Source organism: Vibrio sp. E14 (genome assembly GCF_020515785.1).
Taxonomy (GTDB): domain Bacteria; phylum Pseudomonadota; class Gammaproteobacteria; order Enterobacterales; family Vibrionaceae; genus Vibrio; species Vibrio diabolicus.
Window position 1 is genome coordinate 1 of record NZ_JAHPJI010000032.1, and the last position, 1,529, is coordinate 1,529.

Consider the following 1,529-nt stretch of genomic DNA (forward strand, 5'->3'; position numbering starts at 1 on the left):
GTCGCCAGAAAAAGCTAGCAATCAAAATCATGTTTCTGAGCTTAAAATTTAGCAGCAGTTTGTTTGGAACACAGATTCATCGTCGATCATTAGAACTTAGTTTTAGCTGTTTTGAGTCCAAAATTTTGCAAGTGTCCTAGCGATTGTTTTGTTCTTTGGTGCTGACAGAGCAGGGCAATCGAGAGTTTGTTTTTGGTTGCAACTCCGCTCGGTGAGTTTGTTGGTACAAAAGCCGATTTACTCGCTGAAATGACGTTTTCTCTGGTGTGGTAAGTTCCACGTGGTTTCAGTGACTTCCGCACTGTGAGATTGGTTTTCCAAAAGTGCTCTTTGGTGTTGTCAGTCCGTTTTCTGTGGCGCTGTTTTTTCTAAGTGGTTTCATTGAGTAGCCGCTTTGAGACTACGCCTGATTTAACAGCTTCAGAACACATAAAGTTTGTTGTTTGCAAAGTTTAGTTCGGCTTAAAATTGTCGCTCGGTGCCTCGCGACTAACAAACTGCTCAAGAGGGATTCGCAACGCGTGGCATTTTTACTATGCGTTGAATTTAGTGATTAAGGTGGTATGCGGCGGCTTCGGTATTGCGTTGCTCACCCCTTAGCAGGGCGTTAGGTGTTTATCATTTATCTGAACTAAATCTCGAGTTTGAACGTAAAAATTGCCATTTCAAAGTAGGTAGTTTTAAATGGAATTGACCCCGGAAATCGAGTCAAGAATTATAGAAATGGCGTGGGAAGATCGCACACCATTTGAAGCGATAGAGCTTCAATTTGGTTTGAATGAATCAGAAGTTATTCGGTTTATGCGTAGTCGGCTCAAATCAAATAGTTTTAAATTATGGCGTAAACGAGTATCCGGTCGCAATACAAAGCATATGAAGTTACGTAGCCCAGATATTACTAAAGGTTACTGTCCAACTCAGTATAAGCACCGGTAATCGCTTCACACCTAACAAAGCGTTTAAGGCAGATTCCCAACGCTCGGCATTTTCAGTTTGCTTTGAATTTAATGTTTACGGCACAATGGTTTAAGTTTGGTGGTCTGCGTTGCTCACTACTTAACGCGGCGTTAGTTGCCAGCGGTAAAAACGCAGCTAAGGCAGAAAATTTAGGGTTAATGAATTGTGCAATGTTGCTCGGCTTTGTACCTAGGTGTAGTTTGCTGAAGTTGCGTTCAATGGTTAATGCTGTGGTTTTGGTTTGCCGTTTCAGACGCAAATTTACTTGTTGAAACTCAGCTTTGTGGCATTGCCTTTCCAAAAGGTCTATTTGGTGCTTTCAGCCAGCTTTCTGCGGCGTTGCTAGTTACAAGTGGTTTCAGTGACAGTCGCTTTGAAACTGCGCCTGATTTGGGTTTTTCAACACGCTGAAAAACGGCGTTGGCAAAGTGGAAATAAACTGAAAATCAAAGGTTTAGAATGGCAACTAACAAAGCGTTTAAGGCAGATTCGCAACGCTAGGCATTTTTGGTTTGCTTTGAATTTAGTGTTTACTGCACAATGGTTTAGGTTAGGTGGCAATGTTGCTCACT

Annotated in this window: 3 protein-coding genes and 1 pseudogene; 2 read left to right on the forward strand and 2 right to left on the reverse strand. The window is 42.0% G+C overall.

Annotated elements, in window-relative coordinates:
* Positions 1 to 89: 89 nt before the first annotated feature.
* Positions 90 to 382 (reverse strand): annotated as a pseudogene (locus LIX84_RS23540) (hypothetical protein).
* A 302-nt stretch (positions 383 to 684) separates the two neighbouring features.
* On the opposite strand from LIX84_RS23540, the gene LIX84_RS23265 reads away from it, so the two are divergent.
* Positions 685 to 936, forward strand: a complete 252-nt coding sequence (locus LIX84_RS23265) for a TIGR03643 family protein (RefSeq protein ID WP_226422267.1) — start codon at positions 685 to 687, stop codon at positions 934 to 936.
* A gap of 52 nt (positions 937 to 988) precedes the next feature.
* Here LIX84_RS23265 and LIX84_RS23270 read toward each other — a convergent pair whose 3' ends face one another.
* Entirely contained in the window at positions 989 to 1,216 is a 228-nt protein-coding gene (locus tag LIX84_RS23270) for a hypothetical protein (protein ID WP_226422270.1), read from the reverse strand.
* 114 nt (positions 1,217 to 1,330) lie between these two features.
* On the opposite strand from LIX84_RS23270, the gene LIX84_RS23280 reads away from it, so the two are divergent.
* Positions 1,331 to 1,529: hypothetical protein (locus LIX84_RS23280; RefSeq protein WP_226422269.1), on the forward strand; the 199-nt coding region annotated here is incomplete at its 3' end.